This window comes from Sphingobium sp. AntQ-1, assembly GCF_028538045.1.
Classification (GTDB): Bacteria; Pseudomonadota; Alphaproteobacteria; order Sphingomonadales; family Sphingomonadaceae; genus Sphingobium; species Sphingobium cupriresistens.
Window position 1 is genome coordinate 805053 of the sequence record NZ_CP117158.1, and the last position, 12151, is coordinate 817203.

General features: G+C 66.0%; 8 protein-coding genes and 1 pseudogene. All 9 read right to left on the reverse strand.

Annotated elements, in window-relative coordinates:
- Positions 1–5: 5 nt before the first annotated feature.
- Positions 6–1136, reverse strand: a complete 1131-nt coding sequence (locus tag sphantq_RS04030) for a glycosyltransferase (RefSeq protein ID WP_066603407.1) — start codon at positions 1134–1136, stop codon at positions 6–8.
- 3 nt (positions 1137–1139) lie between these two features.
- Complete coding sequence (locus sphantq_RS04035) at positions 1140–2489, reverse strand: sugar transferase (RefSeq protein WP_066603409.1); 1350 nt, start codon at positions 2487–2489, stop codon at positions 1140–1142.
- A gap of 160 nt (positions 2490–2649) precedes the next feature.
- A complete protein-coding gene (locus tag sphantq_RS04040) occupies positions 2650–4545 on the reverse strand; it encodes an XrtA/PEP-CTERM system amidotransferase (protein ID WP_272799665.1) in 1896 nt (631 codons plus the stop codon).
- Positions 4546–4555: 10 nt separating this feature from the next.
- The gene (xrtA, locus tag sphantq_RS04045; protein ID WP_129925970.1) at positions 4556–6091 is read right to left on the reverse strand and encodes an exosortase A; all 1536 of its coding nucleotides are present in this window, start codon (positions 6089–6091) and stop codon (positions 4556–4558) included.
- Positions 6088–7314, reverse strand: a complete 1227-nt coding sequence (locus sphantq_RS04050; RefSeq protein ID WP_066603420.1) for a TIGR03087 family PEP-CTERM/XrtA system glycosyltransferase — start codon at positions 7312–7314, stop codon at positions 6088–6090. Before sphantq_RS04050 ends, xrtA begins: the two co-directional genes overlap by 4 nt.
- Positions 7311–8384 (reverse strand): FemAB family XrtA/PEP-CTERM system-associated protein, encoded by a 1074-nt coding sequence (locus tag sphantq_RS04055; RefSeq protein ID WP_272799667.1) that lies wholly within the window; start codon positions 8382–8384, stop codon positions 7311–7313. The genes sphantq_RS04050 and sphantq_RS04055 overlap by 4 nt, the downstream gene beginning before the upstream one ends.
- Before the next feature lie 65 nt (positions 8385–8449).
- Positions 8450–9520, reverse strand: coding sequence for a FemAB family XrtA/PEP-CTERM system-associated protein (locus tag sphantq_RS04060; RefSeq protein WP_129925968.1), 1071 nt, complete (start codon positions 9518–9520; stop codon positions 8450–8452).
- Positions 9517–10362 (reverse strand): XrtA system polysaccharide deacetylase, encoded by an 846-nt coding sequence (locus tag sphantq_RS04065; protein WP_066603433.1) that lies wholly within the window; start codon positions 10360–10362, stop codon positions 9517–9519. The genes sphantq_RS04060 and sphantq_RS04065 overlap by 4 nt, the downstream gene beginning before the upstream one ends.
- An 899-nt stretch (positions 10363–11261) precedes the next feature.
- Positions 11262–12129, reverse strand: a pseudogene (locus sphantq_RS04070) (XrtA/PEP-CTERM system-associated ATPase); the annotation flags it as partial.
- Positions 12130–12151: the final 22 nt, after the last annotated feature.

The following is a 12151-nucleotide window of genomic DNA, read 5'->3' on the forward strand; positions in this document are numbered from 1 at the left end:
CCGATTTAGCGCGACTGGGCGGGGTTCCAGACGGTGACGGTGCGCCCCGTCATCGCCTTGGCGACGCCCTGAAGGGTCGCGGCATAGGCGATCAGCACATCGACCAGCGCGGCGACAGGACCGCTCTTCGCCCGCACGCCGATCCACAGCAGCAGCGCCACGCCCAGCGCACCCGCCAGATAGAGCGCCGGCGACACCCGCATCGCCAGCGCGCCCGCAGCGAGTCCGCCGACCAGAATGAACAGCCCGCCGAACCAGCGGACGATCTTGCGCGACGCATATTTGAACCGGTCCAGGGCGCCCAAACGCCGCAACTGCGGCCGCAAATGAACATGGGTATGCCAGGCGCGCGCCGCGATCCGGACCTTACGCCGATATTCGTCTTTGCGAGCTGTCACCAGCCGTTCGCGCGCGATCACATCCTTCGCCTTGATGAGGCGCTTGCCCGCGAACAGGACCGCCATGGACACGGTCAAATCGTCCAGCACGCTGTCGGGGAAATCGGGATAGAGGCTGCGCCGGATCGAGAAGATGGAGCCATCGGCGCCCAACACATTGCCGGTGCGCGATTCCTCATCCTTCAACCGTTCCTCGATCCGCCAGTAGAGCGACCCGACCGAGGCGGTCGCGCTATCCTCCGCGCCAATATAGTGGAGCGACCCCAGCACGCCGCCGACCTGACTGTCGGCATAGCGGGCGAGCAGGCGCTCCACCGCTTCCCCGTCCAACAGCACATTGGCGTCGGTGAAGATCAGTATCTCGCCTCGCGCGCGGACGGCCAGTTGCTTCATGCCATGCGCCTTGCCGCTGCGCCCCGGCCCACGGATGAGCGTCACCAGATCGCCTTGCGCGGCGATCAGGTCGCCGGTGCCGTCGGACGAACCATCATCGAAGGCGAGGATTTCAAGGGTGGGATGAAGCTGCTTGAGCATCGCCAGATTGGCAAGCTTCTCCGGCATCGCCGCCGCCTCATTATAAGCGCAGAACAGCAGGGAGGCGCTGGGGGATGGGCTATCGACCGGCGTTTCCGCTACGGTCGGTAGCGCGCGCAGGATCAGCGGGTAGACAAGAAACGGCCACGCCACCGCGAGCAGGCAGAGCAGAAGGACAACGCCAAGGATCAGGTCGGTCGCCATCGCTCAATAGGCCTTGTGATGGACCAGCACGCCCAGCGTCGCGAAGATGATCCGCAGATCGCGCCAGACCGACCAGTCGCTGACATATTCGAGGTCCGACTGAAGCCGGTCGATCAGATCCTGATGATGATCGGTGGAACCGCGATGGCCGCGCACCTGCGCCAGGCCGGTCATGCCCGGCTTGATGCAATGCCGTTCCCAATAGCGGGCATCGACCTCCCAATAGAGGCTGTCGCCGGCCTTGGCGGCGGCGGCGTGGGGACGCGGGCCGACGATGCTCATGTCGCCCTTCAACACGTTGAACAATTGCGGCAGTTCATCGATGCTGGTCTTGCGCAGGAAGGCGCCGACCTTCGTCACCCGATCGTCGTCGCGCCGGGTCAGGGTCGCCGCCTTGTGGTCGCTCGCCTCCGCCCGCATCGAGCGGAACTTGTAGATGGCGAAGGGCCGGGCGTCCTTGCCGATGCGCGGCTGGCGGAACAGCGCGGGGCCGGGGCTGGTCAGCCGCACCGCCAGCGTCGCCGCGATCAGGATCGGCGACAGCAGGATGGTCGCGACCGCGGCGACGATCAGGTCGAACAGCCGTTTGATCAGCCGATCGCGGAAATGGAGCGGACCGCCGGCGACGATAATGGTGGGCTGACCATCCAGTTCATCGATCCGCGCCGGGGCGAAGCGCAGCAGTTCTGGGACGACGATCTCTCCCCGCGCCGACAAGGACTTGAGCGCCGCCGACCAGTCCGCCATCCGATCGAGCGGACAGGCGACGATCACCCGCTCCGCCATGCCGACCGCCGCCGCCAGCCGTGCCGCCATGTCGGCGTCATGCCGTTCGGGATGGAGGTTGGCGGCATCGGCGTCGATCAGGTCCATATGCGGCCCGGTTTCGATCGCCACGCCGTCCAGAATGACCGCGGTCAGATGCGGCACATCGCCCAATACCCGCACCGCGAGTCGCACGACCGCCAGCCGCACCAGCGTCACCGCGATGGCGCTGAGCGTAAGGCCGGTAATGAAGGTCAGACGCGACAATTGCTCGGCGATCTTGCCCAGATAGACGATCAGCAGCATCAGCAGCGCCGCCTGCGCCAGCGCCCACAGCGCCCGCACGATCCCCCGCCGCACCCGGTCCAGCGTATTGATGCCATAGGCGCCACCCTGCACCGCCAGCAGCGCATAGAGCGGCGCGACCATGGCGAACATGACGAGGCCATGGGGTTTCCCCGGCTCGCCCCAGAGCGCGCCCAGCACGAACCAGTTGGCGGCCAGGAAGGCGCAGAACAGCCCCGCCATGTCGCCAGCCAGACACAGCGCATAAAGCCGCAGCCGCACGATTTCCTTCGAGACTGTCACCGATGCGCCCTGATTATCGCCATGCGTTCCGTTGGCACCGGCGCGCGCGGGTTGCAAGAGGTTCGCGTTCCCCCACCCGTTCGCTTCGAGCGCGGTCAAGAAGCTCCCAACGCTGTGCCCGCGTTTCTCGACCGTGCTCGCAACGAACGGATCTGGGTGGTTAGACCGCGAACAACCGCGTCAGCGCCTTGTCCAGCATCAGCAACTGCCACAACAGCCGGCCATGATCCGACACGCCCGATCGATGGTCCGCCGCGACCTTCGCCAGTATCCTGGTGTCGAACCAGCCGGTCCTGGCCAGCGCGGAGCCGCCCGCGATCGCGGTTGCCTCGCCCGCCAGAGCGCCCCGGAACCAGGCGCTGATCGGCGTCACGAAGCCCATTTTCTGGCGATAGAGAATGTCCTGCGGCAGGAACGGCTCCATCGCCTTCTTCATCAGATATTTGCCGCTATTGCCGCGGATGCGCTGCGCCACCGGCAGGCGGGCGGCGAATTCGACCAGGCGATGATCCAGCAGAGGCTCGCGCGCTTCCAGGCTGACGGCCATGCTCATCCGGTCGGTCTTGGTCAGGATGTCACCGGGCAGCCAGATGCGGATGTCGGCATATTGCGCCCGGTCGAGAGGATCGCGCGCGGGCGCATCCTCCATCGCCTTGATATAACGGTCCTCGGCGCGATAGGCGCCCAGCCGGCCCTTCATCTCCTGGCTGAACAATCGCTGGCGCAGCGCGTGCGGCGTGACGCCTACCGACGCGGCATAGGCTTCCCCGCCCTCCCCCGCCAGTTCCAGGAAGGTCGATTTCGCGCGCAGCGCGCGCGGCGCCCAATCAGCCTTGGGATAATATTTACCGAGCGTCCCAAACAGCGGCTGGCGCACCGACGCCGGAATCAGGCTGCGGAAACGCTCGCCCTGCATCTGGAAGCGATGGCGGCGATAGCCCGCAAAGGCCTCGTCCGCGCCGTCGCCCGACAGCGCAACCGTCACCTGCTCGCGCGCCAGTTCGCACACGCGGAAGGTCGGCAGGGCGGATGCATCGGCGAAAGGCTCGTCGAAATGAAAGGCCAGCCGGTCGATCAACCCATAATCGTCGGGCGACACGATCCGGCTGCGATGGTCGGTGGCGAAGCGGCGCGCAATGCGATCCGCATAGGCCGTCTCGTCCAGCGCGGCGACGTCGAAACCAATGGTGCAGGTCTTGACCGCCTGGGACGAGGCTTCGGCCATCAGCGCGACGACGCTGCTGCTGTCGACCCCGCCCGACAGAAAAGCGCCCAGCGGCACGTCGGCGACCATGCGCGAACGCACAGCCTGGCGCATCAGCGCGACCAGTTCTTCTTCCAGCGCTTGCGGTGACGCCTTGGTCCGGTCGGCGAAGCTGATATCCCAATAGCGTTGGGGTTGCGGCAAGGGGCGACCGCGCACCAGCCGCAGCGTCTCGCCCGCGCCGAGCTTGCGCACGCCCGCCACCAGGCAGGCATCGTCGGGGACATAGCCATAGGCCAAATAATCCTCGACCGCCGACAAATCCGGCGCGCGGCGCAGCAGGGGGTGCGCCAGCAGGCTCTTCAATTCCGACCCGAAGATCAGGCTGCCATCGGACAGCAACGCATAATGGAGCGGCTTGACCCCCAGCCTGTCGCGCACCAGCCACAGCGCCTGCGCCCGCGCATCGAACAGGGCGAAGGCGAACATGCCGTTGAAGCGCTGCACGCACTCCTCGCCCCATTGGCGATAACCATGCAGGATGACTTCGGTGTCGCTATGCGTGCGGAACACATGGCCCTTCGCCTGCAATTCTGCGCGTACCTCGGCGAAGTTATAGATTTCGCCGTTGAAGACGACGGTGAGGCTCTCATCCTCGGTCAGCATCGGCTGAGCGCCGGCTTCCAGGTCGATGATCGACAGGCGTAGATGGCCGAGCCCCACGCCCGGCGCAGTCCAGATGCCGCTGCCGTCCGGCCCGCGATGCGGCATGACGTCCAGCATCGCGCGCACCCGCGCAGGGTCCACGGGCTTGGCCGTTTCGAGATGGAAAATGCCTGCTATGCCGCACATGCGAACTTCCCTAGCGGATGCCGACGCTGCGGTCAGCCAAAACCCGCACATCACCCAAATCGGTCAGGAACGCCGCGATCGCCGAGTCGGATGGGCGCCCTTCGGCGTCTTCCGCCGACACCAACAGGGCGACGGCACGCTGATCCTGCCCCAGCAGCCGGGCCTTCATCGTCGCCAGCTTGACCGCAGGCTTGCTGCCCGACAATGCGCCGCCGCCTATGCCGTAAAAGCTCACGACGTGGCGCACCACCGGGCCAGGCGCGGTGATCTGCTCGCCCCGGCCATAAGCGGGCGCGCGGGCCGGCGACGACCAGACCCATTCGCTGTCGGGATCGGCCGCCCCCTGGCCGAAGCCCACCAGTTCGCGCCCCTCTTCCTGTCGCGCAAAGGCGGCGATGGCGAGGTCCACGACTTGCCCTCGTCCGTTGCGGTAGCGGCCGATGACGAAATGATCCGCGCCATCGAAACGCGGCGTCCACGGATAGGCATGGCGCGCGTCGGTCCGGGTCCAGCCCTCCACCATGGGCAGGGTCAGTGCAAGCGGCAGCGGATCGGCGGTCGCGGCGGTCGTGGCGAGCCACAGGGGCGCCGCGACGATCACCGCCAGCGCACCTCCGGCAATTGTGCCGGTGCGCGGCGACGCACGCACCGCGCCTTGCAGGGCGCGCGGATCGAACCAGGGATCGCCCGGCTTGCGATCGAAGAAGGGCCAGGCGGTGGCCATGACGATCGCCATCACGATCGCAAAAAAGACCCAGCCATAGACGACATGGTCGAACCCGACGGCGGCATCGACGGTGGTGAGATGCGCGACCAATATGGTGGCGAAGGCGCGCACGCCATTGGCCAGCACCGACAGGCTGAGCGCTCCGACGATGAACACCGCGCGCCGCGACCAGCTTTTGAAACAGACATTGCAGACCAATACGCCATAGGCGGTCATGGCGATCAGGAATTTCGCGCCCGAACAGGCCTCGGCCACTTCGAAATAGCCGGTCGGCGTCGTAATGAAGATGCCCTCCATATGCGCCGGCACGCCAGACAGGTCGAGCAGCAGCATGGCGAGACGCGCCGTTACCAGTTGCAGCGGCGGCACGATCTCCTCACCAAAGGGCACCATGAAAAAGGCGTAGAAAAGCGGGAAGAGCAGCGCCCGCGCCACCGCCGGGCCGAGCAGCGCGATGGTCGCACCCTGCAACATCATAATCAGTGCGCCGTGGCGCACCATCGCCACGCCCGCCGCTGCGCCCAGCAGCCAGGCCAGCGCGCCCGCCCCCAGCCAGACCAGCCCCGGCGTCCAGGCGACCGGCTCCAGTTGCCGCAATCCGGGCAGGCGCTGCTGCACCAGCCAGGCGATGAGGAAGGGGATGAAGAGGCAGTGGCCGAAGGTGGAGGCGTTCCACCAGATCGACACCATGCCCCGGACATCGGCGAAGAACAGCGCGATGATCGCAAAAGCGACGACGCCCAGCGCGATCAGATGACCGCGCCAGCCGGTCAGGTCTGTGAGCGGCATCCGGTCCATGGAGATCGCCCGTTCGTTCACGCCGCGCACGCGCTCTGGGCGGGCGATCCCAGCAGCAGGTCGGGCAGCGCCGCCAACGTAGCGGACCAGCGATAGCGTTCCTCCGTCCGCTTGCGCCCGGCGAGGCCCAGTCGCTGCGCACGCGCAGAGTCCGCCAGCAGCGCGACGATCTTCGCCGCTTCTTCCGCCGGATTGGCGGCGACCAGAAAATGGACGTCGTCGCTGGCGTCGATTCCTTCGGCCGCCTGCGGCGAGGCGACGACTGGCCTCGCCATCGCCATCGCCTCCAGCACCTTGTTCTGGATGCCGCGCGCGATCCGCAGCGGCGCGACGACGACATCCGCCGCCGCCAGCCAGCCACGCACATCGGGCACTCCGCCGGTCACGATCACGCCGGGCAAGTCGGCCAACGCCTCCACCGCCTTGGCCGGATTGCGCCCGACAATGGCGAAGCGGGCATCGGGATGAACGATGCGAATGGCGGGCAAACTCTGGCGCGCGAAACTCTCGACCGCCTCGACATTGGGGCGATAATCCATCTGCCCGGTGAAGACGAGCAGCGGCCCCTCCCCGCGATCGACGGCAGGAAAATCCGCCGCCGGATCGAAATAGTCCAGCGCCACGCCATTCTCGATTGCGACCACGCGGTTGGCGTCCAGGCCGCAAGCGTCGCGGAACAGGGCGGCCTCCGCTTCACTGACAAAGCTGCTGATGTCGGCGCGCGCCGCCGTCCGCCGTTCGAAGTCGAGCAACACTCGGCCCTCGCGCCGGTTGATCCAGCCCATCGGTCCCGCCCCTTCTGCGCCATAGGTCGCATATTTGGCGGAATCGAAATCGACGAAATCCATCAGGAAACGCACGTCAGCGGGCAGCACGGGCACGAAATGCGCCATCTGCGCCGAATAGGCGACGACGGCGCGGATCGGTCGCTGCGCCAGCGTCTGCGCCACCCAGCGATGCAGGCCGGGATGATCGAACAGCGACACGAGGAGCGACTGGCGTTTGGCCAGACCCGTCAGCCCGGCGACCAGTTTCGACCGGTCGCGCATCAGCACGCACTGGCTGACCGCGACCTGCGCCATGTCGCTTGCAAAACCCATGTCGCGATCATCGTCGGCAAAGCAGCCGACATGGACGGGCGCGATTTGCGCCAACCGCTGGAGCAGGTGATAGGAGCGGATCTTGTCGCCCCGGTCCGGTGGAAAGGGGATGCGGTGGCAGAGGAAAAGTATCTCGCCGGTCATCCCAGCCCTCGCGCAATATGCGGCCCGATCAGGTTGGCGATCGATTCGGGCAGTTTCTTCCAATATTCGACCTTGCGCCGATATTGCGGAGACAGCGGATTGACGTCGCGCGTCTCCTTACCCGGCGCGGTGCGCAGATGATAGCCGAGCGGTTCGCCCTCGAACCCCCAGGTCTTCTTCCAGGCGGCGGGGCCGGTGCCGACCTTCGACCGGCCGAAATCGAAGACGGCGCAGCCCCGCTCGCGTGCGGCCCGCATCAAACTGAAATAGAGAAATTCGTTGGATCGCATCGCGCGTGCGCCTTCGCCCGCGCCATGCCAATAGGGCATACAGGCGCCGCGATGATAGAAGCTGATGACCGCCGACAGCGGCACGCCATCCTTTGAAACCAGAGCGATGTCGGCGTCGTCGCCGAACCGGTCCATGATCTGGTCGAACAAGGTGCGCGGGAAGACCGGCGTGCCCAGATTATGAACGCTATGGGCGTAGAGCCGGTAATGGATGTCGCGCATCCGCTTGTCGCGCCCCGTCTCGAATTGCAGGTCGTTCGCCATCCCCTTGCGGATTTCCGCCCGGTGGCGCTTGGGGACGGCCTTCAGTTCCGCCTCGTCATCGGCCGCGAGCGCACGCGAGAAGCCCAGATAGGCGTCCGCCTTCTCCTGCCAAATCGGACCGCCGGGCGCTTCCCCGCCGCGCAATTCCAGCGTGTCGCAGCCCAGTTGTTCCGCCAGGGTCCAGGCGGCGTCGGCCAGCGCCGGCCCGGCCTTGCGATGGCTGGCCAATATGCCGCCATCGACGGCAAAGCCACTCCCCACCAGCGCACGTCCAAACAAGATCGAACGGATATAGGTCAGCGGCAACAGGCCGACGATCGCCCCGTCGATCTGGCGCGCGACCAGCATCTTGGCCTTTTGCCCGGTGCCTGCTTCGACCCCCATGATCCAGCCAGGCCGATGGAAGGGGGTCGAAGCCGGCTGGGCGCAGACCCAGGCGTCGATCCCGGCGACGGTCACGGCATCGGACAGGCGCGCTTCATCGACGATGACCCCCAGACCGGTGATTGCATTCATGGACGTCATTCCCTCGTCACCCCCGCCCGAACCTAGCGGTCAGGATTGAATATTTTGTATGCGTATCAACCAAGGCCGCGCGATATCATCGGCCCCAGCAGATTGGCGACGGGCAGCGGCAGACGCTTCCACAGGTTGATCCGCCGTTGATATTTGGCGCTGGTCGGATTGACGTCGCGCCTGGCGCCATCCGCCGACCAGCCATGATAGACGCGCGGGACAGGATCGAAGCCGAAGCTCTTCTTCCACGCCGCCTGCCCGCTGCCAACCTTGGAGCGGCCGAAATCGAACTGGCTCATGCCACGCGCCCGGCCATGCCCCATCAGCCGATAATACATGAGTTCGTTGGAGCGCAGCCGCCGCGCATCGGCGACGCCGCCGCCCCAATAGGGCATCACCCGCCCCTGATGATAAAGCGTCAGCACCGCGGACACAGGCCGATCACCTTCGCGCACCACCAAAATGTCGGCATCCTCGCCAAACTGTTGCAACACCGAGTGAAACAGCTGTTTGGGGAAGACAGGCGTGCCCAGATTGCGAACGCTGGCCGCATAAACGCGATAATGGTCGCGCCGCAGACGATCGCTGCGCCCGGTTTCGACATTGAGCGACGAATTGGCGAGCGCCTTGCGCAGTTCGGCGCGATGCTTGCGCGGGATGGCGCGCAGGTCCGCTTCGTCATCTGCGGCCAGCGGCCGGACAAAGCCGACATATTCGCCTTCGCGCCGCTGCCAGTCGCCGCCCGGCGCAGGCCCGCCGCGCAATTCCAGCGGCGGACCGCCTCTGTCGCCCGCCAGCCCCTGGGCCGCAACGGCGAGCGCTGCTGTCGCCCGGTCATCCGCAACCAGCAATCCGCCATCGACCGCAAAAGCCGACGACACCAGCGCATCACCGAACAACCGGCTCTTTACATGGTGCAGAGGCAACAAGCCCCGAATTTGGCCAGAGGGCGCGAAGGCGGCGAGCAGCAGCGCGCGGTGCCCCATCGCCTGCGTGATCGCGCGCAGCCAAGCGGTGCGATGAAAGGGCGTGCCGTCGGAATGGGCCATGACGAAAGCGTCGGCAGCCTGCGCCTGAGTGGGATCGTCAACGTCCAGCATCGTGACGCCCAAGCCGGCGAGATTGCCGACCATCATGACGCGCGCGCCGCTTCCGCGTCCGCCAGCGCATCGACGCGAGTCCAGGCGAAATCGCGGGTCAGGCGACGCAGTTTGGCCGCCATCACCGACAGGTTGCTGTAATGACGTAGGCGCGACCGCAGCGGCGCGCCCGAAACGCGCGGTTGGTCCGGGTCGATTTCCCAGGGATGGAAATAGATGATCGCGGGGCGGCCAGCCTGGTCATTGACCTGCCGGATCGCCCAGCGCGAAAAGGCGTATGGCAGCAGGCGGAAAAAGCCCCCACCCCCCGCCGCCAATGTGCGCTTGCCCCATTTGGCGGTGGTGACGGGCAATTCGACCAGATCCGATCCCGCCACCGGCTTCCAGGCGAAGCGCGGCGAATCGGGCCAGCCATAATGGTCGTGTCGGATCGGCGCGACGCTGGAGGAATAGCGATAGCCTTCCTCCGCCAGGATCATATGCGCCCAGGGCGTGCGCGGATCGATGGAGAAGCTGGGCGCGCGATAGCCGGTGACCGCCTGCCCGCTCGCATCCTCCAATATGGCGCGCGACTTGCGCAGGTCGGCGCGAAATTCTTCCGGGGTGAAGGTGAAAACGCGGGCATGGTCGTACCCATGGCTGGCGACTTCATGGCCGGCATCCGCAATGCGCCGCATGAGCGCAGGATAGCGCTCCGCCACCCAGCCCAGGGTGAAGAAGGTCGCTTTGACGTCGGCCTGCGCGAACAGGTCCAGCACGGCGTCGCTATTGGCTTCGACCCGATGGGTCAGGCCGTCCCAGTCGGCACGCTTGAGCGTGCGCTCGAACGCGCCGACCTGGAACCAATCCTCGACATCGACAGACAGGGCGTTCTGCATGATTGTCTAACCTTATCCGTCATATAGGCGTCAGGCAGCGACGCCTGCCTGCACATCCGCCATCCGCTCCTCACGCTCCACCCAGTCCACCAGCAGGGTCAGCACGCGGCGCAGGGCCGTATCCTGCTCCTCGGCGCGGAACTCCAGCGCCGACAGCCGTTCCTCGATCAGGGTGAAACAGCCCTTGAGCGCTTCCGGATCGATTTCCGCCTGTACCGGCTGGCCAAAGGGAATGTGCGACTGCACCGCCCGCAGCGACGCGATCTCGGCGCGCAGCGCCTCGATCTCACCCAGCATGTCGGCGCGCAGAACCTCGATATCGACGGCATCCACCGTGGCCAACGCTTCTGCCGCCGGTTCGACAAAGGATTCGGGTCCGGCTTCAACCGACTCGGCTTCGACCAACGATTCGACGTCATCGAAAGCCTCGACCGCGACCGACGGTTCGGCCTCCACGACGCTGTCGGTTTCGTCCTGCTCCAGCGCGAACGGCGCCGCAACATCGGCAACCTCCGGCTCGGCTTCATCTTCGACGGGGTCAAGCTCGGCTTCCGGTTCGACCACAGACTCCACCGCTTGCGGCGGCGCAAAGGCGGCGAAGGCCGGGCGGGCGAACGGCGCTGCGACGCTGGGCGTCACAGGCTCTTCGACCGCATAATCGTCTTCCGGTTCGACCAGATCGAAGGCGGCCGCGGCGACCGGTTCGATCTCGGCCGTCGTCCTGTCCGGCCGCGCCCAGGCGGCATCCAGTTCGATAGTGTCTTCTTCGGCCAGCTCATCGGCAACCTGATCCTCGGCCGGATGGTAGCTAAAGGGTGGCGGGGCGGGCTGATCCTCGATCTGTTCCTCCTCGACGCTCTCCTCCGCGACCGCCAGTTCGACCGACTCCTGTTCGACCGCTTCCGGTTCCTCGGCGACATCGAGCAGCGACGGCGCAACCGGCGCCGGCGCGATATCGACGTCCAGGCCCATATCCGCCACGACGGCGTCCACGACCTCCTCGTCGATGACGTGCAATTGTTCGATCGCGCCCAGCAGCAGCACCCGGCTGGCCAACGCGTTCAGGCGACGGGGCACGCCATTCGTCGCCGCATAGAGACCGGAAAAGGCACCCGGCGTGAAGGCCGGATCGCCGCTCCAGCCCGCGATCGCCAGGCGATGAAGGATATAGGGTTCGACTTCATTGGCCATCATCGGTTCCAGATGATGGGTCGCGATCACCCGCTGGCGCAACTGCTCCAGTTCGGGCGACTGGAGAAGGTCGCGAAACTCCGGTTGACCCAGCAGGAATATCTGGAGCAAGGACTGCCCCCCCAACTGGAAGTTGGACAGCATCCGCAATTCCTCGATCGCGGAAACGGGCAGGTTCTGCGCCTCGTCCACGATCAGCAGGCTGCGTCGCCCGGCGCGCGCCTGGGCATGAAGCATGGCTTCGACCTGTTGCAGGATCGCCGCCTTGGACAGGCCGTCGGTGGACAGGCCGAAACTCTGCGCGGCGAGGCGCAGCATGTCGTCGCCCTCCACCTGGGTCGACACGATCTTGACCGCGGTCAGCCGCGCCGGATCGATCGTCTGCATCAGATGGCCGACCAGCGTCGTCTTGCCCGCGCCGATATCGCCGGTGATGACGATGAAACCTTCACCCTGCGCCAGGCCATAGCCCAGATAGGACAGCGCCTTGCGATGAGTCGCGCTTTCGAAATAATAATGCGGGTCCGGCGTCAGCTGGAACGGACGGCCCTGCAATCCGTAGAATTGATCGTACATCTCTTCGTCTCCAAGGCGACCG

Bases quoted from the DNA above. Each gene is read 5' to 3' on its own strand.
- sphantq_RS04030 (WP_066603407.1), bottom strand. From the start codon at position 1,136: ATGGCGACCGACCTGATCCTTGGCGTTGTCCTTCTGCTCTGCCTGCTC.
- sphantq_RS04040 (WP_272799665.1), bottom strand. From the start codon at position 4,545: ATGTGCGGCATAGCAGGCATTTTCCATCTCGAAACGGCCAAGCCCGTG.
- sphantq_RS04050 (WP_066603420.1), bottom strand. From the start codon at position 7,314: ATGACCGGCGAGATACTTTTCCTCTGCCACCGCATCCCCTTTCCACCG.
- sphantq_RS04055 (WP_272799667.1), bottom strand. From the start codon at position 8,384: ATGAATGCAATCACCGGTCTGGGGGTCATCGTCGATGAAGCGCGCCTG.
- sphantq_RS04060 (WP_129925968.1), bottom strand. From the start codon at position 9,520: ATGATGGTCGGCAATCTCGCCGGCTTGGGCGTCACGATGCTGGACGTT.
- sphantq_RS04065 (WP_066603433.1), bottom strand. From the start codon at position 10,362: ATGCAGAACGCCCTGTCTGTCGATGTCGAGGATTGGTTCCAGGTCGGC.